Source organism: Achromobacter sp. ACM02, from assembly GCF_014851605.1.
Lineage (GTDB): Bacteria > Pseudomonadota > Gammaproteobacteria > Burkholderiales > Burkholderiaceae_B > Achromobacter > Achromobacter aegrifaciens.
Genome location: NZ_JACUZY010000003.1, coordinates 761,658 through 782,126, shown reverse-complemented (window position 1 = coordinate 782,126; position 20,469 = coordinate 761,658). Strand labels below are relative to the sequence as shown.

The 20,469-nt window shown below is 65.7% G+C and carries 20 protein-coding genes; 3 read left to right on the top strand and 17 right to left on the bottom strand.

Translation table 11 applies throughout. From position 1 onward, the window contains the following. Nucleotides 1-70: 70 nt before the first annotated feature. The 4 genes from aspT to IB258_RS12420 form a co-directional block, all read right to left on the bottom strand. Nucleotides 71-1,762, bottom strand: coding sequence for an aspartate-alanine antiporter (gene aspT, locus IB258_RS12435; protein WP_119450898.1), 1,692 nt, complete (start codon nucleotides 1,760-1,762; stop codon nucleotides 71-73). Nucleotides 1,763-1,959: 197 nt separating this feature from the next. Then, a complete protein-coding gene (locus tag IB258_RS12430) occupies nucleotides 1,960-2,889 on the bottom strand; it encodes an electron transfer flavoprotein subunit alpha/FixB family protein (RefSeq protein WP_054450918.1) in 930 nt (309 codons plus the stop codon). Nucleotides 2,890-2,891: 2 nt separating this feature from the next. Next, nucleotides 2,892-3,641 carry an electron transfer flavoprotein subunit beta/FixA family protein gene (locus IB258_RS12425; protein WP_013392406.1) on the bottom strand — a complete coding sequence of 250 codons (750 nt, stop codon included), beginning with the start codon at nucleotides 3,639-3,641 and terminating at the stop codon, nucleotides 2,892-2,894. A 71-nt stretch (nucleotides 3,642-3,712) separates the two neighbouring features. Further along, nucleotides 3,713-4,636 (bottom strand): histone deacetylase family protein, encoded by a 924-nt coding sequence (locus IB258_RS12420; protein WP_082400679.1) that lies wholly within the window; start codon nucleotides 4,634-4,636, stop codon nucleotides 3,713-3,715. A 10-nt stretch (nucleotides 4,637-4,646) separates the two neighbouring features. On the opposite strand from IB258_RS12420, the gene mltB reads away from it, so the two are divergent. After that, nucleotides 4,647-5,801 (top strand): lytic murein transglycosylase B, encoded by a 1,155-nt coding sequence (gene mltB, locus IB258_RS12415; RefSeq protein WP_119450899.1) that lies wholly within the window; start codon nucleotides 4,647-4,649, stop codon nucleotides 5,799-5,801. A 42-nt stretch (nucleotides 5,802-5,843) separates the two neighbouring features. Here mltB and IB258_RS12410 read toward each other — a convergent pair whose 3' ends face one another. After that, a complete protein-coding gene (locus IB258_RS12410; RefSeq protein WP_192352638.1) occupies nucleotides 5,844-6,893 on the bottom strand; it encodes a cyclase family protein in 1,050 nt (349 codons plus the stop codon). A gap of 67 nt (nucleotides 6,894-6,960) precedes the next feature. On the opposite strand from IB258_RS12410, the gene IB258_RS12405 reads away from it, so the two are divergent. Together IB258_RS12405 and IB258_RS12400 are read left to right on the top strand one after the other, a co-directional pair. Beyond that, a complete protein-coding gene (locus IB258_RS12405; protein ID WP_125473340.1) occupies nucleotides 6,961-7,737 on the top strand; it encodes an IclR family transcriptional regulator in 777 nt (258 codons plus the stop codon). Then, the gene (locus tag IB258_RS12400) at nucleotides 7,734-8,714 is read left to right on the top strand and encodes a tripartite tricarboxylate transporter substrate binding protein (RefSeq protein ID WP_054450908.1); all 981 of its coding nucleotides are present in this window, start codon (nucleotides 7,734-7,736) and stop codon (nucleotides 8,712-8,714) included. The genes IB258_RS12405 and IB258_RS12400 overlap by 4 nt, the downstream gene beginning before the upstream one ends. 104 nt (nucleotides 8,715-8,818) lie before the next feature. Here the strand turns inward: IB258_RS12400 and cysM are convergent, their stop codons facing one another. From cysM to hisC, 12 genes are all read right to left on the bottom strand, one after another. Further along, on the bottom strand, nucleotides 8,819-9,727 hold the full coding sequence (cysM, locus tag IB258_RS12395) for a cysteine synthase CysM (RefSeq protein WP_041655288.1): 909 nt from the start codon (nucleotides 9,725-9,727) through the stop codon (nucleotides 8,819-8,821). An 84-nt stretch (nucleotides 9,728-9,811) separates the two neighbouring features. After that, nucleotides 9,812-10,306 carry a helix-hairpin-helix domain-containing protein gene (locus IB258_RS12390; RefSeq protein ID WP_192352637.1) on the bottom strand — a complete coding sequence of 165 codons (495 nt, stop codon included), beginning with the start codon at nucleotides 10,304-10,306 and terminating at the stop codon, nucleotides 9,812-9,814. 177 nt (nucleotides 10,307-10,483) lie between these two features. Next, a complete protein-coding gene (gene rfaD, locus IB258_RS12385) occupies nucleotides 10,484-11,473 on the bottom strand; it encodes an ADP-glyceromanno-heptose 6-epimerase (protein ID WP_054450903.1) in 990 nt (329 codons plus the stop codon). Next, nucleotides 11,470-12,411, bottom strand: coding sequence for a D-glycero-beta-D-manno-heptose-7-phosphate kinase (gene rfaE1 / locus IB258_RS12380; RefSeq protein ID WP_119450901.1), 942 nt, complete (start codon nucleotides 12,409-12,411; stop codon nucleotides 11,470-11,472). Before rfaE1 ends, rfaD begins: the two co-directional genes overlap by 4 nt. Continuing rightward, a complete protein-coding gene (gene lapB / locus IB258_RS12375) occupies nucleotides 12,408-13,622 on the bottom strand; it encodes a lipopolysaccharide assembly protein LapB (protein ID WP_054450896.1) in 1,215 nt (404 codons plus the stop codon). Before lapB ends, rfaE1 begins: the two co-directional genes overlap by 4 nt. A gap of 58 nt (nucleotides 13,623-13,680) precedes the next feature. Next, complete coding sequence (locus tag IB258_RS12370; protein WP_013392395.1) at nucleotides 13,681-13,995, bottom strand: lipopolysaccharide assembly LapA domain-containing protein; 315 nt, start codon at nucleotides 13,993-13,995, stop codon at nucleotides 13,681-13,683. A 139-nt stretch (nucleotides 13,996-14,134) separates the two neighbouring features. Continuing rightward, entirely contained in the window at nucleotides 14,135-14,494 is a 360-nt protein-coding gene (locus tag IB258_RS12365) for an integration host factor subunit beta (protein ID WP_013392394.1), read from the bottom strand. Between the two features lie 3 nt (nucleotides 14,495-14,497). Beyond that, nucleotides 14,498-16,210 (bottom strand): 30S ribosomal protein S1, encoded by a 1,713-nt coding sequence (rpsA, locus tag IB258_RS12360; protein ID WP_026382780.1) that lies wholly within the window; start codon nucleotides 16,208-16,210, stop codon nucleotides 14,498-14,500. Nucleotides 16,211-16,407: 197 nt separating this feature from the next. After that, on the bottom strand, nucleotides 16,408-17,097 hold the full coding sequence (gene cmk, locus IB258_RS12355; protein ID WP_192352636.1) for a (d)CMP kinase: 690 nt from the start codon (nucleotides 17,095-17,097) through the stop codon (nucleotides 16,408-16,410). A gap of 13 nt (nucleotides 17,098-17,110) precedes the next feature. Next, nucleotides 17,111-18,433 carry a 3-phosphoshikimate 1-carboxyvinyltransferase gene (gene aroA / locus IB258_RS12350; protein WP_192352635.1) on the bottom strand — a complete coding sequence of 441 codons (1,323 nt, stop codon included), beginning with the start codon at nucleotides 18,431-18,433 and terminating at the stop codon, nucleotides 17,111-17,113. Nucleotides 18,434-18,438: 5 nt separating this feature from the next. Next, nucleotides 18,439-19,341, bottom strand: coding sequence for a prephenate dehydrogenase/arogenate dehydrogenase family protein (locus IB258_RS12345; RefSeq protein ID WP_192352634.1), 903 nt, complete (start codon nucleotides 19,339-19,341; stop codon nucleotides 18,439-18,441). Continuing rightward, nucleotides 19,338-20,459 carry a histidinol-phosphate transaminase gene (hisC, locus tag IB258_RS12340; RefSeq protein WP_054451323.1) on the bottom strand — a complete coding sequence of 374 codons (1,122 nt, stop codon included), beginning with the start codon at nucleotides 20,457-20,459 and terminating at the stop codon, nucleotides 19,338-19,340. The genes IB258_RS12345 and hisC overlap by 4 nt, the downstream gene beginning before the upstream one ends. Nucleotides 20,460-20,469: the final 10 nt, after the last annotated feature.

Genomic DNA, 20,469 nt, shown 5'->3' with positions numbered 1-20,469 from the left:
CTGAGCGTCGCCGGCCGCGCCGGCGCGCTTGCAAAACGCCCCGCAAGCGCGGGGCTGGCGGGGCGTTCTGCTAGGACATGAGCATGACGATGACAATCCCCCAGATGATGAGCAGGGTATTGCCGATGGCGTAAGGAACCGTGTAGCCCAGGGCAGGCACCTGGCTCTTCGCCGTTTCAGTTATCTGGCCGATGGCCGCGGTGGTGGTCCGGGCTCCGGCGCAGACTCCCAACGCAATGGCGGGATGGAACTTGAATACATACCGCGCAATGTACACGCCCACGATCATCGGAACGCTGGTGGCGATGATGCCCGCGATGAAGAGCTTGGCGCCCAATTGCTGGAAGCCCAGCACGAATCCCGGCCCTGACGATATACCCACGACCGCGACGAACGTCGTCAGCCCCACCGATGTCAGGAACCAGTGCACCGGTTCCGGCACACGGCCGAAGGTCGGATGCACCGAACGCAGATAGCCGAAGATCAGGCCGGAAATCAGCGCGCCGCCGGAGGTCGACAAGGTGACGGGAACGCCGCCCACGGTCAGCACCAGAGAGCCGAACAGGCCGCCCAGCAGAATGCCGAAGCCGACGAAGACCATGTCGGTCTGGCTGGTGGCGCGATCCACGTAGCCCAGCCGGCCGACCACGCGTTCTACGTCGCGCTTGGCGCCCAGCACATACAGACGGTCGCCGCGATCAAGCTTCAAGCCCCAGTTGATCGGCATGTCGTGGCCGCCGCGCACGACCTTGCGCAGGAACACGCCGCGTCCCAGTTCGCGGCCCGCTTCGCTGTCGGCGATTTCCTTGATGGTCTTGCCGGCTATGTTCTTGTTGGTCAAGACGACTTCGACGACCTCGGCGGGCATGTTGATCAGGTCGCGGTCCTCGACTTCGGTGCCGATGATGCCGGCGGCCTGCGTAACCAACGCATCATGCCTGCCGGTCACGCCCAGCACGTCGCCTTGCTGCAGCACCGTCTTGGCATCGCTGTCGATGATCTGGTCGCCGCGCCGGATGCGCTCCACGAACACCCGGGCCTCGACGAAGCGGGACTCCAGCTCTCCCACCGTCTTGCCGGCGAATTCCTCGCGGTCCAGCTTGTAGGCGCGCGCGATGAACTTGCGGTAGCCCGACAACTCCATCGAGTCGGCGCCCCCCGACATCTTGGCTTCGTATTCCTGGCATTCTTTGACGATGTCCACGCGCATCAGCTTCGGGCCCAGGGATGCCAGGATCCAGGCGCTTCCAACCGTGCCGAAGATGTAGCAGACCGCGTACGCGACGGGAATGCTGTCAATCCATTTCTTTTTGGTTGCTGCGTCTATGCCCAAGCCGTTGATGGTGTCCGTCGCCACGCCCATGACCGCGGAAATGGTTTGGGCCCCTGACAGCAGGCCTGCGCCGGTGCCGGCATCGAAGCCAAAGCCTACGGCTGTCGCCCATGTCACCAACAGGCAGATCACGCAAATAATGACGGCAAAGATGACCTGCGGAAGGCCGTCGCTTTTCATCCCTCGGAAGAACTGCGGTCCGACGCCGTAACCCAGACCGAAGAGGAAGAGCAGGAAGAAGACCTGCTTGAGGACGGGAGCGATCGTGATATTGAGCTGTCCCACCAGCACGCCGACCAGCAGCGTGCCAGTCACGGCTCCCAGATTGAATCCGAAGAGTTTCTTGGCGCCTATCCAGTACCCGAGACCGAGGGTAAGGAATATCGCAAGTTCCGGATATTTTCGCAGAGTGTCAAAGAACCATTCCATCCCGAATCTCCTTCGTTCTGTACAGGTCAAGCACTTGCGCGAATCTAGCTGCGCGCGGAACACATTATCAGAATCTTTCGAGAAATCAAAAGATTTGGAATACTGAAATCACAAGATGTGTAGTCCTCGCGTCAAAATAATAAAAAAGCCCGCCAGCGCGAAGCTGGCGGGCCTTCGATACGGCTGCGCGTTGTGGCTTACAGCGCGCCGGTCAGTTCGGGCACGACCTGGAACAGATCGCCCACCAGGCCATAATCGGCCACGCCGAAGATCGGCGCTTCCGGATCCTTGTTGATGGCCACGATGACCTTCGAATCCTTCATGCCGGCCAGATGCTGAATGGCGCCCGAGATACCAACCGCGACGTACAGTTGCGGGGCAACGATCTTGCCGGTCTGACCGACTTGCCAGTCGTTAGGCGCGTAGCCGGCGTCGACCGCGGCACGCGAGGCGCCGAGCGCTGCGCCCAGCTTGTCGGCGAGCGGATCCAGGATCTTGAAGTTTTCGGCGCTGCCCAGACCACGGCCGCCGGAGACGACGACGCGCGCGCCAGCCAGTTCCGGACGATCGCTCTTGGCGACTTCACGGCCCACGAAGGTGGACAGGCCCGAATCGGCCACGGCGGCGACTTCTTCCACCGCACCCGAACCGCCCTGCGCGGCCACGGCGTCAAAGCCGGTGGTGCGCACGGTGATGACCTTGACGGCATCGGCCGACTGCACCGTGGCAATGGCGTTGCCGGCGTAGATCGGGCGTTGGAAAGTGTCGGCCGATTCCACGCCGATGATGTCGGAGATCTGCGCCACGTCCAGCTTGGCAGCCACGCGGGGAGCCACGTTCTTGCCCGAGGCGGTCGCGGGGAACAGGATGTGGCTGTAGCCCGAGGCCACGGCCAGCACCTGGGCGGCGACGTTCTCGGCCAGGCCGTCGGCCAGTTGCGGCGCGTCGGCCAGCAGGACCTTGGCCACGCCGGCGGCGGCGGCGGCCTGGTCGGCCACGGCGCGCGCGTTGGCGCCGGCGACCAGCACGTGCACGTCGCCTCCGATCTTGGCGGCGGCGGCGACGGCGTTCAGGGTTGCGCCCTTGAGCTGGGCGTTATCGTGTTCGGCAATAACCAGCGTCGTCATGTTCAGACCACCTTCGCTTCGTTCTTGAGTTTGTCCACCAGGGCCGCGACATCGGCCACCTTGATGCCGGCCTTGCGGGCGGGCGGCTCGCTGACCTTCAGCGTCTTCAGGCGCGGCGCGGCGTCCACACCCAGCTCTTCAGGCGTGACGGTGTCCAGCTGCTTCTTCTTGGCCTTCATGATGTTGGGCAGCGTGACGTAGCGCGGCTCGTTCAGGCGCAGGTCGGTGGTGACGATGGCGGGCAGCTTCAACGTCAGCGTTTCCAGGCCGCCGTCGACTTCGCGCGTGACCGTGACCTTGCCATCGGCCAGCTCGACCTTGCTGGCGAACGTGGCTTGCGGCCAGTCCAGCAGCGCGGCCAGCATCTGGCCGGTCTGGTTTGCATCGTCGTCGATGGCTTGCTTGCCCAGGATCACCAGTTGCGGCTGTTCCTTGTCGACCAGCGCCTTCAACAGCTTGGCCACGGCCAGCGGCTGGAGTTCGGCATCGGTCTGGACCAGCACGCCGCGGTCGGCGCCGATGGCCATGGCCGTGCGCAGCGTTTCCTGGCATTGCGCAACGCCGCAAGAAACCGCCACGACCTCGGCGACAGCACCCTTCTCCTTCAGGCGGGTCGCTTCCTCGACGGCGATCTCGTCAAAGGGGTTCATGGACATCTTCACATTGGCGATATCCACGCCGGTTTGATCAGACTTGACGCGCACCTTGACGTTGTAGTCAACGACGCGTTTGACAGGTACCAAAACCTTCATCCCGCTGCCTCCAAATGGAAAATAATTACCCGGCATGCGCCGGGATCGCATTGCACAATTTTTTCTCGATTCTACAGCTTCGCCAGCGCTCGTATATGGGCGACCACGCTGCGGCCCAAGGCGGACAAGTTGTAACCGCCTTCCAGCGTGCTGACGATGCGCCCCTGACAGTGGCGCTCGGCCACCTCCACGAGCTGTTCTGTTATCCAGGCGTAATCCGCCTCGACCAGGCCCATCTGGCCCATGTCGTCCTCGCGATGCGCGTCGAAGCCGGCCGATACCAGGATCAGTTCGGGCCGGTGCGCTTCCAGCGCCGGCAGCCAGGTATCGGTGACGATGGTCCTGACCGCCGCCCCGCCGGTGTACGCGGCCACGGGCACGTTCAGCATGTTCGAAGCGGGACTCTCGGCGCCGCTATTGGGAAAGAACGGATGCTGGAAGAAGCTGCACATCAGCACCCGGTCGTTGCCGGCGAAGATGTCTTCGGTGCCGTTGCCGTGGTGCACGTCGAAATCGACGATGGCCACGCGCGAGAGGCCGTGGAAGTCCAGCGCATGCTGCGCCGCAATAGCGACGTTGTTCAGAAAGCAGAATCCCATGGCCTGAGAACGGCAGGCGTGATGCCCCGGGGGCCTCACCGCGCAGAAGGCCGTGCGGGCCTCTCCGCCCATCACCGCATCCACCGCGGCCACCCCTGCCCCGGCCGCGTACAGGGCGGCTTCGTAGGTATGGGGATTCATCAGCGTATCCGGATCGATAGGGAAATACCCTTGCTCCGGCGTATGTTCACGCAAACTGTTCAGATACTGGACAGTGTGCACCCGCAATATGTCATGGCGGGATGCCTGCGGCGCCTGGCGGTCGTCCAGGTAAGGCATCAAGCCGCTGGCAAGCAACTGGTCTGAAATGGCGTCCAGCCTCTGGGGGCTTTCGGGATGCCAACTGCCCATTTCATGCAGGCGGCATGCCGGGTGGGTAAGATACATGGTCTCCATAAGGAAGATTATGTTCATCTGTCGGCGATTACTGCAACTCGGAACGCTCTCCGCCCTGCTGGCGGGCTGCTCCACCACCGCCCCCTCTGCACCCAACACCGTCGCCGGCCAGCCGGCCGCCGAATCAACCCCGGCCCCCATCCGCATCGGACCCAGCGCGCCGACACCTGGATCCGAACTGGCGGACGACGCCCCCGCCGCGCTGGCCGCCAATGGCACGTTGCGGCCTGAAGTCCGCACTTTCGTGGAAAACCTGGCCACCGAGCGCCAACTGCCGCTGGACCCCATGGTCGCCGCGCTGGCCGGTTCGCGCTACAACGCCACCGTCGCGCGCCTGATCGCGCCGTCGCCCCCGGGCAAGAAGATCTGGCGCAGCTGGCTGACCTACCGCTCGCGCTTCGTCGAACCCAAGCGCATCGGCTGGGGCGTGGAGTTCTACAACGAGAACCGCGACCTGCTCAACCAGGCGGCGCAGCGCTTCGGCGTTCCGGCGCCGGTGATTGCCTCGATCATCGGCGTGGAAACGCTGTACGGCCGCAATATGGGCAATTTCCGCGTGCTGGATGCGCTGACGACGCTGGCCTTCGACTACCCGGACCCCGCCAAGCCCGAACGCGCCACCATGTTCCGCGGCCAGCTTGCCGACTTCCTGACCCTGGTCATGAAAGACAAGCTGGACCTGGAAACCCGCGGCTCGTACGCCGGCGCCATCGGCATGCCGCAGTTCATGCCCACCAGCGTCATGCATTACGCGGTGGACGGCGACGACAACGGCCATATCGACCTGAGCAACAACACCCGCGACGCCATCATGTCCGTGGGCAGCTTCCTGTCGCAGCACGGCTGGCAGCGCGGCCTGCCGGTGTTCGCACCCGTGGTGCTGCCTGCCGATCCCACCGCGCTCGTCGACGGCGGACTGGAACCCAAGCAAAGCTGGGGCACGCTCACCGCCGCCGGCGCCCGCCTGCAGCCAGGCGCATCGGCCTCGGGCTGGGGCAGCCAGCCGCTGGGCGTGGTCGACCTGGTCGAGGAGGCCCGAGGCACGGCGCAATATCGCGTCGGCACGCCCAACTTCTTCGCGCTCACCAAGTACAACCGCAGCTACTTCTACGCGACCTCGGTAGCGGATCTGGCAAGCGAGATCGAAGCGCGCGTGGGCCGCTGAAGCCCCCAGGACCCGCGGCGCCAGGCGCCGCGGTCCTGCGCTTTACACCGTCGCAACCGGCGTCACGGGCGAACCCACGGCGCCAGGCAGGTTCAGCGGCGGCGCCGTCACCAGGAAGCGGCTGCGGCCGTTGGCCGTCAGCCAGCGCGCCAGCGCCCCCAGGTACCACATCTCGCCTATCGGCAGGCCCAGCTTGAAAATGCAGTGATGGTGCAGAGGCAGCGCCGCGCAGCAGGCATTGGGCTTCTGCGTGGGATAGATTTCCAAGGCGTGGTTGTCCGAGGCCATGGCCGCCACCTTCGAGTCGGTGATCCACTGCAGCAGCTTCTCGTCGCTGCCGTCCAGACCGGCGCAGATCTCGTGCAGCGTATGGGGATCCGGCTCGCGGTTCTTTTCCAGCAGGGCGTCGCCGAATTCCGTATGGAACAGCACGATATCGCCCTGCTCGATCTCGATCCGGTCCGCGTCCAGGATGCGCATCAGCTCGTCGTAGCCGACCGACTTCTGCTCCCGTCCGTAGTGGCGCGCCAGATCGACCATCACGCCGCGCGTCTGCAGGCACGATTCGGCCAGCTGGGTGATGTCCAGCTTCTTGGCGTTGGAGGCCGGCCCCTGGCCCAGATCGGTCTTGGCATAGCCATTGTCCACGTCGTAGTCCACCGGACCCACCACGTGCTCGTTGGGCCGGTAGCCGTTGTAGTAGACGCGCTCGGGCAGGCCGTCGCCATTGGCGTCGAACAGCGCGCCCACGTGGGCCAGCGAATCCCATTGCGTCGAATACTGCAAGCTCATTTCGACGATGTCGTCGCTGAGCACGTCGACGCAGCCGGGACGCAGGCGTCCCAGCGGGAAATTCAGGTACTGGTCGCCGTCCCTCTCGGTGGGCCGCAGCTTGGGCGGATGGCGCCGCACGTTCACGCCGTTGCCGCCCGGGTAATCCAGCGGCAGCGACAGGCAGAAGCTCAGGCCTTCGCGCACTTCCCGCATGCCGCTCAGCACGTTCGCGGGGGTGATGTAATTCAGGCAACCTCGCTGGTCGTCAGGCCCGAAATCTCCCCAGTTCGATCCCTCAGGACGGTTCTTCCATCTCATGCGTTGCAACTCCTGGTCGATTGAATGCTGTTTGACATAAATTTATCACGTATAGGATACTAACATCATGGATGTGAAAACTGCTGGCCGAGTGCTGGATGTGCTGAACCTCTTTGCCGAGGAGCAGAAGCCCCTGCTGTACAGCGAGATCGCTGCCCAGATGGGGATTCCGCTGTCGAGCTGCCATGGGCTGCTGAAGACCATGGTGGCGCGCGGCTATCTCTACGAAATCGGCAAGAAGCACGGCTATTACCCGACCCAGAAACTGATACACGTGGCCACCCTGATCTGCCATAGCGACCCGCTGAACGCGGTGATCGAGCCGGTGCTGGCCCGGGTGCGGGACCTGACGGGCGAGACGGCCTTGCTGGCCAAGCTGGCCGACGACAAGGTCGTGTACCTGATCGTCGCCGAGTCCAAGCAGACCATCCGCTTCTCGCATCAGCCGGGCGGCTTCAAGGCGGTGCACGCCACCAGCTCCGGCAAGGCGCTGCTATCGGTGCTGTCGCAGGAAGAACGGCAGAAGTGGTTCAAGGCCTACAGCGGCTTTGCCGCCTACACGGACAGCACGCTCACCAGCCGGGAAGCCTTCGACCGCGACCTGGAGGCGGGCGTGGCGCGCGGCTGGCAGCGCTCGGTGGGCGAGAACGTCGAGGACGTGATGTCCATTTCGCTCGGATTCCGCGCATACGAACAACCCTTTGCCATCGTGGTGGCCGGCCCGCTGAGCCGGATGCTGAAGAACGAAGCCACCACGGGGAAACAGCTGGCCGAGGTCAAGGCGATGCTGCAAGCAGCGCTGCCCTCGGCCAATCTCACCTTTGTAGGAGTAGACAGTAGATGAACAAACGCACCTTCCTCGCCGCGGCCTGCTCGGCGATCGCCACGGCGGCCGTGCCGGCAGCAACCGCCTACGCGCAGGCGGACTATCCGGACAAGCCCATCCGCGTGATCATGCCTTGGGCGGCAGGAGGACCGACGGACGTGGTCGGCCGCCTGATCGCGGTCCAGATGGGCGAGATCCTGGGTCAGCCGCTGGTGATCGAAACCCGCGCGGGGGCCAGCGGCACCATCGGCACGGCCCAGGTCGCCAAGGCGCCGGCGGATGGCTACACCTTGCTGATGAACCCGTCGGTGCAGGGCATCTATCCGGCCCAGTTCAAGAATCTGAGCTTTGACCCGATCAAGGACTTCAAGATGGTGGGCGTGCTGGGCACGGTGCCGATGGTGGCCGTCGTCCCGCCCAACTCGAAGTTCAAGACCTTCGGCGAACTGATCAAGCAGGGCCAGGCCCAGCCCGGTTCGCTGACCTTCGCATCCCCCGGCGTGGCCACCTTGCCGCACCTGGCGGGCGAACTGATCAATACCTCCACCAAGGCCAAGATCACCCATGTCGGCTACCGCGGCAGCAGCCCGGCCCTGACCGACGTCGCGGGCGGCCACGTGGACCTGATGTACGCGCCGCTGGCGCCGGCTCTCCCGCTGATCCAGAGCGGCAAGATCCGCCCGATCGCCGTGACGACCAAGACCCGCCTGGCCGAACTGCCCGACGTGCCGACCATCGCGGAAAGCGTCCTGCCCGGCTTCGACATCGTCACCTGGTACGGCATGTGGGCGCCCAAAGACACGCCGCAGCCCATCATCGCCAAGCTGAACAAGGTCATGATCGAAGCCTCGCAATCGCCCAAGGTGGTTGAAGCGCTGAAGTCGCAAGGCACGCTGCCCAGCACCATGAGCTACCAGGAAGCCGAAGCCTTCAACCTAGCGGAGAGCGAGCGTTGGATCAAGGTGATGCAGGACGCCGGCATCCAGCCCGAATAAGCGCGCAAGAAACACGGGCGCACGCCGCGCCCGACCAATGAAAAACCGCCATGCCCGGCAAACCCGGCATGGCGGTTTTGTTCTGCCCGACGGCGGTCAGGCGTTCAGTTGAAGACGCCCGTGGACAGGTAGCGGTCGCCGCGGTCGCACACGATGAACACGATGGTGGCGTCGTTGACGCGTTCCGCCACGCGCAGGGCGGCAACCAGCGCGCCCGCCGATGAAATTCCGCCGAAGATGCCCTCTTCCGCCGCCAGCCGGCGCGCCATCTGTTCGGCCTCGGCCTGCTCGATGGATTCATAGGCGTCCACCCGGCTGCGATCGAAGATCTTGGGGAGATAGGCTTCGGGCCACTTGCGGATGCCCGGGATCGACGATCCTTCGGCGGGCTGCGCGCCCACCACCTGCACCGCGGGGTTGCGCGACTTCAGGTAGGTCGACACGCCCATGATGGTGCCGGTGGTGCCCATGGCGCTCACGAAGTGGGTAACGCGCCCTTCGGTCTGGTTCCAGATTTCCGGCCCGGTGGTTTCGATGTGGGCGCGGGGGTTGTCGGGGTTGGCGAACTGGTCCAGCACCAGACCGCGGCCGTCCGCCTGCATGGCCGACGCCAGGTCGCGGGCGTATTCCATGCCGCCCTTGTCCGCGGGCGTCAGGATCAGCTCGGCGCCGTAGGCCGTCATGGCCGCGCGGCGTTCCACCGACAGGTTGTCCGGCATGATCAGGATCATGCGGTAGCCGCGCATGGCGGCAGCCATGGCCAGCGCGATGCCGGTATTGCCGCTGGTCGCCTCGATGAGGGTGTCGCCCGGCTTGATGTCGCCGCGTTCTTCCGCGCGGGCGATCATCGACAGGGCCGGACGGTCCTTCACGGAGCCGGCGGGGTTGTTGCCCTCCAGCTTGGCCAGGATGACATTGCCCCGGGCGGCGCCCGCGGCCCCGGGAATGCGCTGCAGGCGCACCAGCGGCGTATTGCCGACGGTTTGCTCGATAGTGGGATAGGTAGTAGTCATGCGGACGATGATAACCCCGCCTGGCGGCGCGCGCCGCCAAAAGCCGCGCTCCCGCCAGGGCTACCCGCGCGGCGCGCGACGCGCTCAGGGCCGGGCGCGGGCCGCGGGCTGGGACGTCGCCGGTTTCGCTTCGGATTTGGCTTCGGCCTTGCCCGCAGCCGGCTTGCCCTGCGCCGGCTTGGCCGCCGTATCGCCCTGCCCGGCCTGGGGCCCCGTCCCTGCCACCTGCAGGCCGGCCTCTTGCAGGGCCTGCGCCTTCTTCGGACCGATGCCGCGCACGCGTTCAGCCAGGTCGTTCAAGGATTCGAACTTGCCGCCCCGTTCGCGTTCCTTGATGATGATTTCCGCCATGCGCGGGCCGATGCCCCGGACGCCTTCGAGCTGCTGGGCATTGGCCTGGTTGAGGTCCACCGCGTGCGCCTGCGGCGCGGCCAGGCCCAGGCCCGCCGTCACCAGCAGCGCGCCCAAGGCCTGCCGCAAAGGGCGCGGCCGGGCGCCGGAAGCAAGGGTGGCGCGCGCCCTGCGCCATCTGGCAAAAGGGGCCGGGTGGGCAGCGGCGGATTGAAGGAATGGATTCATGGAGGGTCTCCCAGGTGTCTGGCGCAACGGCTGTCACGCCACGCTCAGATCATGCTGGCGGCGCGCCCCGCCACGGCGGCGCAGTGAATGGAAACATCCGCCCCGGCAAACCGCCAGGCGAAAAAAAGCCACCGCGAACGGTGGCTTTTCTTGCAGACCCGGCGCAGTGGCGCAGACTTACTTGCGGGCGCGCCAGTAACGCACGTACTCGGTGACGCCGGTCCGCACATCGCGCATCGGCGCCTGGAATCCCGCTGCGCGCAGGCGCGTGACATCGGCCTGCGTGTAGCTCTGATAGCGCCCTTTCAGGTCGTCCGGGAACGGGATGTAGCGGATCAGATCCAGTTCCACCAGTTGCGCCAGCGTCAGCTCGGCTTCGCCGCGCTCCGCGCGCAGCGCATTGACCACGCCGGCCGCCACATCGTTGAAGGGCTGCGCGCGGCCCGTGCCGCAGTTGAAAATGCCCGACTGCTCGGGGTGGTCCAGGAAATGCAGGTTGACCGCGACCACGTCTTCGACGGAAATGAAGTCGCGGCTCTGGCCGCCATCCACGTAGCCGTCCCAGCCCGCGAACAGGCGCACGTGCCCATGCTCCAGGAACTGGTTCATGTTGTGGAACGCCACCGAAGCCATGCGGCCCTTGTGCTGTTCGTGCGGACCGTAGACGTTGAAGTAGCGCAGGCCCACCACCTGTGCGGTCAGGCTGTCCATGCGCTGGCGCAGGACCTGATCGAACAGCAGCTTGGAATAGCCGTAGACGTTCAGCGGGCCTTCGTTGGCGGGGTCTTCCACGTAGATCGAGGAACCGCCGTAGACCGCCGCCGACGAGGCGTACAGGAACGGAATGCGGCGCTCCTGGCAGAACTCGAACAGCTCCAGCGTGACGCGGTAGTTGTTGTCGAGCATGTAGCGGCCGTTGCGCTCGGTCGTGTCCGAGCACGCGCCCTGGTGCAGCACGGCACGCACTTCCCGCAGGCTGCCGTCGAGGACGCGGCGGCGGAAGTCGTCCTTGTCCATGTAGTCCGCGATCTGGCAATCGACCAGGTTGACGAACTTGTCGCCTTCGGTCAGGTCATCGACCGCGATGATGTCCTTGATGCCGCGGCGGTTGAGCCCGCGCACCAGGTTGCTGCCTATGAAGCCCGCGGCTCCGGTAACGACGATCATGAGAGTTCTCCTGCCAATTCCGCGGCGGTGACGATGGACGTGCCAAGCTTGCCCACGGCGATGCCGCCGGCCTTGTTGGCCCAGCCCATCGCGTCGACCCACGGCAGATCGATGGCGCGCGACACGGCCAGCGTCGCCAGCACGGTGTCGCCTGCGCCGGACACGTCGAACACTTCGTGCGCCTGCGCGTCGATGTGGTCGCGTCCCGCGTCGGTAAACAAAGTCATGCCCTGCTCGGAACGGGTCACGAGCAAGGCTTCCAGATCCAGGTCGGCGCGCAGGCGCTGCGCGCGATCGGTGAGTTCGGCCTCGGAACTCCAGCGGCCCACGGCCTCCTGCATTTCCGAGCGGTTGGGGGTGACGAGCGTCGCCCCGCGGTAACGGGTGTAATCGTGACCCTTCGGGTCCACCAGCACCGGCACGCCGGCGTTGCGGGCCAGCGCGATCAGCGATTCGACCCGCGCCAGCACGCCCTTGGCATAGTCGGACAGCACGACGATGTCGTGGTTGGCCAGATGGCGCGCGAAAGCGGCATCGACGTTGTCCAGCGCGGCCTGTGCCGGATGCTGTTCGAAGTCCACGCGCAGCAGCTGCTGCTGGCGACCCAGCACGCGCATCTTCAAGGTCGTGTGCAAGGACGGATCGGCGAGCAGCTCGGCCTGTATGCCGGCTTCGGCGGACAAGCGCCGGACGCTGTCGCCCGCCTCGTCTTCGCCCAGCACGCCGACCAAGGTCACATGGCCGCCCAGGGCCGCCACGTTGCGCGCGACGTTGGCCGCGCCGCCCAGGCGGTCTTCGCGGCGCGCCACGCGTACCACGGGCACCGGCGCTTCGGGCGAAATGCGTTCGACTTCGCCGAACCAGTACCGGTCCAGCATCACATCGCCCACCACGAGGACGCGGCTATGCGAAATGGCTTCGGCGGGAAATGCATTCATTCAAGTTCTTCCAAGCGGCGCGGCGCGTAGGTTTCCCAGGCGTTGCAGCCGGGACATTGCCAGTAAAAGCGACGCGCCTGAAAACCGCAACTGCGGCATGCGTAGCGGTCCAGCCGCTGCGTATGCTTGTGGATCAGGCTGCGCAACAACGTCAGGTCAGCGCCCGGCACTGGCGCCTGCTCGGCGCCGCTTTCCGGATTGGCCAGCTCGGCCTCCAGCAGACGGTCCAGCCCCAGCAGCGACGGATGGCTGCGCAAGGCATTGCGGGCAAATGCCCATGACGGCGCGGAGCCCTGCTGGGCGCGCAGTTCGCGGAACAGCACGTTGAACAGGTCCAGCGACGCGTGGCGCGCATACTGCTTCTGCAGCACGTCGAGCCCGGCCGCTTCCTGATTGGCGGCGCGGTAGTTCGCCAGGACCTGCTCGGCCACCAGGCCGGCGTACTCGGGAGCGTCGGTCATGATCGACTCCAGGTACAGGCGTTCGCGCTTCGGGTCCTGTTCGATCAGGGCCAGGCGGGCGCGCAGCATGGCGGTGCGCACCATGGCGCCTTTGCTCGACGCCGGATCGATGGTCGACAAGGCATGGTCGGCGGCATCCAGCGCCTTGTGGGCCGCGTCGATGTCGGCGGGCTTGGCCGACAGCGCGGTTTGCGCCTGTTCGCAGTAATAGTGCACGAGCTGCGGCACCGGCTCGTCGACCAGGCCCTGCAGCGTCTTCACGGCTTCGATGGCGCGCGGCCAATCGTGCTCGGATTCGTAGATGCGGATCAGCGAACGCAGCGCGGGCAAGGCGTAGCGGGTGTCCTTGAGCTGCTCGAAGCCGTTTTCGGCGCGGTCCAGCATGCCGGCCTTGAGGAAATCCTGCGCCAGCTCGTGCTGCGCATGCTCGCGTTCGGCGGCGGGCAGGTCGGAACGGTTCAGGAGGCTCTGGTGCACGCGGATGGCGCGCTCCATTTCGCCCCGGCGGCGGAACAGGCTGCCCAGCGCAAAGTGCAGCTCGGTGGTTTCCGGGTCCAGCTTGGCCACTTCGACGAAGGCGTCGATGGCGCGGTCCGGCTCTTCATTGAGCAGGAAGTTCAGTCCGCGGAAATAGGAGTCGGGCAGGCTGCGGGTTTCCCGCAGCATTTGCCGGATATCGAAGCGCGCGGCCAGCCAGCCCAGCGCGAACAATACCGGCACGAAAATCAACCACCAAGGTTCAAAATCCACTATGCGGGCTCTTGCGGTAATTCAGTGCGGAAAGGGATTCAGTGCTGACGCAACGGCATCACAGCGGCGACATCGGGGCCACGGCCTCCGGCGGCACGGCGGGCGTGGTGCCGGCGACGGCGGCCTGGACACGGTCCAGCTCGCGGCGCAGGCGCATGGCTTCGCGGCGGCGGCGCATGGCGGCGGGCACGGTCAGCAACAAGCCAAACAAGGCGCCCAAGACGAACACGACCAGCATCACAACGATGAGGGGCACGTCCTGCACCACGTAATCGGCGTAGAACTTCACGGCGACCGGATCCGTGTTTTTCAACGCGAACATCAATACTGCAACAAACACGAGCAATCGCAGGGCCCAGACTAGGTAGCGCATGGCGCATGCTCCAAAGAATTCAAGACTATCAATTGTAAGCGACGGATCCCGCCTGGCGCCAAAAAACAAAGCCCCTTGATTGCTCAAGGGGCTAGGTTCTCGGTCCGATCCGCCCGAAGGCGGCCTTACTGCCGTGCCGTCAATGCATGGCGTGCAGACTCACCATCGACGGCATCGGTTCACTCGATCCAGAGGATTGAGCGTCCTCGTCATTGCCGCCGGCCAAGTCCACCCGCTCGCGCAATTCCTTGCCCGCCTTGAAGTGCGGCACCTGTTTTCCAGGCACCAGCACCTGTTCGCCGGATTTCGGATTGCGACCGATGCGGGGAGACCGCTGCGACAGCGAGAAGCTGCCAAAACCGCGGATCTCGATGCGCTGACCCGAGGCCAGGGCCTGGGTCATTGCGTCGAGCACAGTCTTGACCGCGTAATCGGTGTCGCGGGCGGCCAGCTGAGGATAGCGGGCCGCCAAGGCGGCGATCAGCTCCGACTTGGTCACGAATTAACCGTCGTTGCGCTGTTGGTCCAGCTTGGCCTTCAGCAGCGCGCCGAGGTTGGTGGTGCCGGACGAAGCGCTGGCGTCGGACATGCGCTGGATCGTTTCGGCGGTTTCGGCGTTGTCGCGGGCCTTGATCGACAGCTGGATCGAACGCGTCTTGCGGTCGATGTTGACGATCATGGCTTCGATGTTCTCGCCGGCGGTCAGAACGGTGGTGGCGTCTTCAACGCGGCCCGAGGAGATCTCGGAAGCGCGCAGGTAGCCTTCAACGTCCACGGACAGCGTGACAACAGCGCCCTTGGCTTCGACCGACTTGATGGTGCCCGGAACAACGGCGCCCTTGTCGAACGTGGCAACGAAGTTGTTGAAGGGGTCGCCTTCCAGCTGCTTGATGCCCAGCGAGATGCGTTCCTTGTCGGTATCGATGCCCAGAACCACGGCTTCGATCTCGTCGCCCTTCTTGAAGTTGCGCACGGCTTCTTCGCCGGTTTCCGTCCACGACAGGTCGGACAGGTGAACCAGGCCATCGATGCCGCCGGGCAGGCCGACGAACACGCCGAAGTCGGTGATCGACTTGATGGCGCCGCGGACCTTGTCACCACGCTTGAAGTTGGTGGCGAACTCTTCCCACGGGTTCTGGCGGCACTGCTTCATGCCCAGCGAGATGCGACGACGGTCTTCGTCGATTTCCAGGACCATGACTTCGACTTCTTCGCCCAGGGTCACGACCTTGCGCGGATCGACGTTCTTGTTGGTCCAGTCCATTTCGGAGACGTGCACCAGGCCTTCGATGCCGGCTTCGACTTCAACGAACGCGCCGTAGTCGGTCAGGTTGGTGACCTTGCCGAACAGGCGGGTGCCTTGCGGGTAGCGGCGAGCCAGGCCCACCCACGGATCTTCGCCCAGCTGCTTGACGCCCAGGGAGACGCGGCTCTTTTCCTGGTCGAACTTGAGCACCTTGGCTTCGACTTCCTGACCCACTTGCAGGACTTCGGAGGGGTGACGCACACGGCGCCAGGCCATGTCGGTGATGTGCAGCAGGCCGTCGATGCCGCCCAGGTCCACGAACGCGCCGTAGTCGGTGATGTTCTTGACCACGCCCTTGACCACAGCACCTTCGTGCAGGGTTTCGAGCAGCTTCTGGCGCTCTTCGCCCATGCTGGCTTCCAGCACCTGGCGACGCGACAGAACGACGTTGTTGCGCTTGCGGTCGAGCTTGATGACCTTGAATTCGAGGGTCTTGCCTTCGTACGGGGTGGTGTCCTTGACCGGACGCAGGTCCACCAGCGAACCCGGCAGGAACGCGCGGATGCCGTTGGTCATGACGGTCAGGCCGCCCTTCACCTTGCCGGTGATGGTGCCGGTAACCAGTTCGCCGTTTTCCAGGGCCTTTTCCAGTTGCAGCCAGGCCGACAGGCGCTTGGCGCGGTCACGCGACAGGATGGTGTCGCCGTAGCCGTTTTCCAGGGAATCGATGGCCACCGAGACGAAATCGCCAGGTTGCACTTCGAGCTCGCCCTGGTCGTTCAGGAACTCTTCCAGGGGGATCAGCGCTTCGGACTTCAGGCCGGCGTTGACGACGACGAAGTTGTGGTCGACGCGCACGACTTCGGCGCTGATGACCTCGCCGGACTTCATGTCCTGGCTCTTGAGGCTTTGTGCGAAAAGGTCGGCGAAGCTTTCGCCGCCGGTGGCGGTAGTGGAAACGGAAGACATGGGGTTGAAATCCATTGGGCCGAAATGGCCGTTAAAAACACACCGCAGCGGATTGCCCGCCACAGTGGAGTCAAAATGCCTGCTTGCCGGTTTACCCTTGCGGGGTGTCCCGTGGGGGCTGCGCCTGGCTTGAACAGGGCCGATAAAAAAAACAGAAAACTGCGGAGGATTCGAGAGAAAAGTCCGGGACCGGTAATTCAATCCGCGGCGGCGTTCTTCCAGAAATCCAGTATTGCCTGCACCGTTTCTGCAATCGTCAAATCAGACGAATCCAGCACGTGTGCATCCGCTGCGGGAGCCAAGGGAGCGGTAGTCCGCCCCATATCGCGGGCGTCCCGCTCGCGCATATCCCGTAGGAGGTCATCAAGATTAGCAGAAATTCCCTTTTCGATCAACTGCTTACAGCGCCTCTGCGCCCGCGCGACCACATCGGCTACCAGGAACACCTTCAGGGGCGCATCGGGAAACACCACCGTACCCATGTCGCGCCCGTCCGCAACCAGGCCCGGAGCCAGCCGGAAGGCGCGCTGGCGCTCGAGCAGCGCCTGGCGCACGCCCGGGAAGGCGGCCACGCGCGAGGCGAAGTTGCCGACTTCCTCGCGACGGATATCGTGGCCGACATCCACGCCCTCGAGGTAGACATGAGGCCCTTCGAAACGCACATCCAGGGTTTCGGCCACGCGCGCCACGGCGGGCTCGTCCTCGGGGGCCAAGCCGCGGTTGAGCGCCGCCAGCGCGGTCAGGCGATAGAGCGCGCCGCTGTCGAGCACGGCCCAGCCCAGGGCCTTGGCGACGCGGTGGGCCACCGTGCCCTTGCCGGACGCGGTGGGGCCGTCGATGGTGATGACGGGGACAGTGGAGGAAGTTGCAGGGGAAATCGAAGTCATGGGCGATTCTTCGCTAGGCCGCTACCAGGCCCGCGTAAACATCAAAGTAACCCGGGAAGGTCTTGCTGACGCAGCCCGGGTCGAGAATACGGACGGCCGCCGGCCCGAAAGCCGCCAGCGAAAAGCACATTGCCATGCGGTGGTCGTCCCAGGTGCCGATGTGCGCATCGCGCCAGGCATCCTGCGCCGGCGGCGTCACGCGCAGCCAATCCGGCCCCGATTCCACCTGCGCGCCCAGCTTTTCCAGTTCGGTCTGCATGGCGTGGATGCGGTCGGTTTCCTTGACGCGCCAACTGCCGATGTTGCGCAGGCGACACGGGCCGTCGGCGTACAGCGCCAGGGCGGCCGCGGTCATGGCGGCGTCCGGGATCAGGTTGAAATCGGTGTCGAAGGCCTTCAGGCGTTCGCCCTGGGCGACGCGCGCGCCCGTCACCTCGATCCAGTCGGGACCGTAGGTCACGGTGGCGCCCATGTCGGCCAGCGTGCCGGCAAAGGCGACGTCGCCCTGGATGCTGTCCGCGCCCACGCCGGTCACGCGCAGCGGCCCGCCGCCGATCGCGCCCAGCGCCAGGAAATAGGAAGCCGTCGAGGCGTCGCCTTCGACCGCGATCTGCCCGGGGCTGCGATAGGCCGCCCCGCCGTCGATGACGAAACGGCTCCAGCCGTCGCGCCGCACCTGCACGCCGAAGCGCGCCATCAGGTTCAACGTGATCTCGATGTACGGCTTGGAGATGAGCTCGCCCAGCACTTCGATCGTGACCGGCTTGCCGCTGCGGCCCGCCTGCAGCGGCGCGGCCATCAGCAAGGCAGTCAGGAACTGGCTGGACACCGAACCCTGCACGCGCGTGACCGCGTCCGCCGCGATGTCGCCGCGGCCGATATGCAGGGGCGGATAGCCAGGCTGGCCCAGGTAATCGATGCTGGCGCCCAAGCCCTTGAGCGCGTCGACCAGGTCGCCAATGGGGCGCTCGTGCATGCGCGGCACGCCCGACAGGCGGTAATCGCCGCCCATGAGCGCCAGCGCCGCGGTCAGCGGCCGGATCGCGGTGCCGGCGTTGCCCATGAACAGGTCGGCGCTTTCCACCGGAAGGCGGCGCACGCCCTGCACCGTGACACTGCCCGCCTCCAGTTCCGACACCTGCACGCCCAGTTGGCGCAAGGCGCCGAGCATGACGCGGGTGTCGTCGGAATCCAGCAAACCGGTGATGACGGTGCTGCCCTCGGCGATGGCGGACAGCAGCAGCACGCGGTTGGAAATGCTCTTGGAACCCGGCAGGGCCATCACGCCCCGCGCTTGCCGCACGCGCGGCAGATCGAGATAAGGCAAAGCGCCCATGTCAGCTACTCCTTGCGCCAGTTGCGGCGGGCGCGGGCCGCCGTGTCCAGCAGCGTCAGCAAAGCCGCGCCATCGCCATCGGCAATGGCGCGTTCGGCACGATCCAGCACCGTGCGCACGTCGGCCAGTTCGGTCAGCATGGCGTCGCGGTTGGACAGAAAAATGTCGCGCCACATCTCGGGCGAACCCGCGGCGATGCGCGTGAAGTCGCGAAAACCGCTGCCCGCCAGCGCCAGGCGCGTGGAAGCATCGGTGGCCTCGGCCACTTGCTCCATGTAGACCGCCGATAGCAGATGCGGCAAATGGCTGACCGAAGCCAACACGCGATCATGGGCGTCGGCGTCCATGTCGATCACGTCCGCCCCGCAAGCCTGCCATGCCCGGCGCACCAGCTCCAGCGAGGCCGCGCCATTCTCGGCCAGCGGCGTCAGGATGACGGTGCGCTTGCGGTACAGCTCGGCATCGGCCGCCTCCGGTCCGGTGCGCTCTGCGCCGGCGATGGGATGGCCAGGCACGAACTGCGCGATCCGGTCGCCCAGGGCGGCGCGTGCGGCCTCGACCACTTCGGCCTTGGTACTGCCCCCATCCGTCAGCACGGTATCGGGGCGCAGATGCGCGCGCATGCGCGACAGCACGTCGCCCAGCCCGCCCACTGGCGTCGCCAGCAGGATCAGATCGGCGCGCGCCGCGGCATCCTCTGCGGAAGCGGCTTCGTCGATCAGCCCTAGTTCAACGGCGCGGGCCAGCGATTGCGCGTTGCGCCCTACCCCAAGCACCCGGCCCACCTGCCCCGCCCGGCGCAAGGCCGCGGCGAAGGATCCGCCGATCAGGCCCACGCCTACTACGGCCAATACAGGAATCAGGGGGCCAGCGGCCCCCTGATCGGATTTCGGTGACGCGTCGTTCATGCGGACAGGATGGCGCTCAAGGCTTCGATGAACCGCTCGTTTTCCTGCGGCAGTCCGATGGACACCCGCAGCCACTCCGGCAAGCCGTCGCCGGCAACCGGGCGCACGATCACGCCGCGCTTGAGCAGCTCCAGGTTGATGCGCGGGGCGTCGCCCACATGCACCAGCACGAAGTTGCCGTAGCTGGGCACGTAGCGCAGCTTCAGGCGCTCGAACGCGGCGCACAACTGCGCCTTGCCCGCCTTGTTGGAGGCATAGGCCTCTTCCAGGTAGGCCGCGTCGCGCAACGCGGCGATGGCCGCGGCCTGCGCCAACGTATTGACGTTGAACGGCTGGCGCACGCGATTCAGCAGATCCGTCAGGGCCGGTTGCGCCACCGCGAAGCCCACGCGCAGCCCCGCCAGGCCGTAGGCCTTGGAGAAGGTGCGCGACACGATCAGGTTGGGATAGCGGCGCACCAGCGCGGTGCTGTCGAAGCGGAACTCGGGGTCGAGGTACTCGTTGTAGGCCTCGTCCAGGACCACCGTCACGCGATCGCCGTGGGCGGCGTGGACGCGCTCCAGGAAGGCCGCGACCTGGTCGCCCGGCACGAAGGTGCCGGTGGGGTTGTTCGGGTTGGCGATGAACAGCAGCCGCGTATCGTCGGCGATGGCATCGAACATCGCATCCAGGTCATGCCCGTAGTCCTTGGCCGGCACCACGATGTGGCGGGCGCCGCGCGCCTGGGTGGCCAGGCGGTAGACCGCGAACGAGTGCTGCGCATAGACCGCCGAAACGCCCGGCTCCAGCAGCGCTAGCGCCGCGATTTCCAGGATGTCGTTGGAGCCGTTGCCCAGCGTGACCCAGCTCATCGGCACGCCGTAGCGTTCAGCCAGCGCCGACTTCAGGTCGAAGCCGTTGGGATCGGGATAGCGCGCCAGCGACTCGGCCGCGGCCAGCATCGCCTCGCGCGCCGACTTGGGCATGCCCAGCGGGTTTTCATTGGACGCCAGTTTGACGATCCCGGCCGGGTCCAGCCCGAATTCGCGGGCCAGTTCTTCGATGGGCTTGCCGGCCTGGTAAGGCGCGATGGCGCTGACGTGCGCCGGAGCAACGAGGGGCTTGGATGCGGTGGTCATGTCGGAAGGG

Bases quoted from the DNA above. Each gene is read 5' to 3' on its own strand.
- IB258_RS12370 (WP_013392395.1), bottom strand. From the start codon at position 13,995: ATGCGCTACCTAGTCTGGGCCCTGCGATTGCTCGTGTTTGTTGCAGTA.
- IB258_RS12400 (WP_054450908.1), top strand. From the start codon at position 7,734: ATGAACAAACGCACCTTCCTCGCCGCGGCCTGCTCGGCGATCGCCACG.
- IB258_RS12345 (WP_192352634.1), bottom strand. From the start codon at position 19,341: ATGAACGACGCGTCACCGAAATCCGATCAGGGGGCCGCTGGCCCCCTG.
- IB258_RS12425 (WP_013392406.1), bottom strand. From the start codon at position 3,641: ATGAAGGTTTTGGTACCTGTCAAACGCGTCGTTGACTACAACGTCAAG.
- rpsA (WP_026382780.1), bottom strand. From the start codon at position 16,210: ATGTCTTCCGTTTCCACTACCGCCACCGGCGGCGAAAGCTTCGCCGAC.
- hisC (WP_054451323.1), bottom strand. From the start codon at position 20,459: ATGACCACCGCATCCAAGCCCCTCGTTGCTCCGGCGCACGTCAGCGCC.
- mltB (WP_119450899.1), top strand. From the start codon at position 4,647: ATGTTCATCTGTCGGCGATTACTGCAACTCGGAACGCTCTCCGCCCTG.
- cmk (WP_192352636.1), bottom strand. From the start codon at position 17,097: ATGACTTCGATTTCCCCTGCAACTTCCTCCACTGTCCCCGTCATCACC.
- IB258_RS12430 (WP_054450918.1), bottom strand. From the start codon at position 2,889: ATGACGACGCTGGTTATTGCCGAACACGATAACGCCCAGCTCAAGGGC.
- cysM (WP_041655288.1), bottom strand. From the start codon at position 9,727: ATGACTACTACCTATCCCACTATCGAGCAAACCGTCGGCAATACGCCG.
- IB258_RS12420 (WP_082400679.1), bottom strand. From the start codon at position 4,636: ATGGAGACCATGTATCTTACCCACCCGGCATGCCGCCTGCATGAAATG.
- IB258_RS12410 (WP_192352638.1), bottom strand. From the start codon at position 6,893: ATGAGATGGAAGAACCGTCCTGAGGGATCGAACTGGGGAGATTTCGGG.
- IB258_RS12390 (WP_192352637.1), bottom strand. From the start codon at position 10,306: ATGAATCCATTCCTTCAATCCGCCGCTGCCCACCCGGCCCCTTTTGCC.
- IB258_RS12405 (WP_125473340.1), top strand. From the start codon at position 6,961: ATGGATGTGAAAACTGCTGGCCGAGTGCTGGATGTGCTGAACCTCTTT.
- rfaE1 (WP_119450901.1), bottom strand. From the start codon at position 12,411: ATGAATGCATTTCCCGCCGAAGCCATTTCGCATAGCCGCGTCCTCGTG.
- aroA (WP_192352635.1), bottom strand. From the start codon at position 18,433: ATGGGCGCTTTGCCTTATCTCGATCTGCCGCGCGTGCGGCAAGCGCGG.
- aspT (WP_119450898.1), bottom strand. From the start codon at position 1,762: ATGGAATGGTTCTTTGACACTCTGCGAAAATATCCGGAACTTGCGATA.
- rfaD (WP_054450903.1), bottom strand. From the start codon at position 11,473: ATGATCGTCGTTACCGGAGCCGCGGGCTTCATAGGCAGCAACCTGGTG.